Source organism: Streptomyces sp. WM6386 (genome assembly GCF_000972385.1).
GTDB lineage: Bacteria > Actinomycetota > Actinomycetes > Streptomycetales > Streptomycetaceae > Streptomyces.
This window is the reverse complement of the sequence record NZ_JXTE01000757.1, coordinates 1-320: the sequence shown is the minus strand read 5'-3', so window position 1 is coordinate 320 and position 320 is coordinate 1. Positions and strand designations below refer to the sequence as shown.

1 pseudogene is annotated in these 320 nt (G+C 68.8%); it reads right to left on the bottom strand.

Annotated features, from left to right (window positions below):
• Nucleotides 1–320: pseudogene (locus TN53_RS43540) on the bottom strand (hypothetical protein); the annotation flags it as partial.

The window sequence follows — 320 nt, the reverse complement described above, 5'->3', positions numbered from 1 at the left end:
AGGTAGTCCTGCGCCCACTTCTCGATCATCAGGTGGTCGGCCTCGGGTACCCCGAGCAGGTGGCAGATGACGCCGAACGGCAGCCGGTGCGCGAGGGCGGAGATCAGGTCGAACTCGGGGCCGTTGTGCAGTGCCTCGTCGAGGAGTTGCCCGGTGCGTTGCTCGATGTAGCCGTTGGCGCTGCGCATCACGCGGGGTCCGAAGGTGTCGCGCAGGACCCGGCGCATCCGGGTGTGGTCCGGCGGGTTCATGAAGATGAGCATGTGGCGCTGGTCGGCGAATCCGCCGGGCAGTGCCGTCCCGTCGGGCGTGTCCGGGGT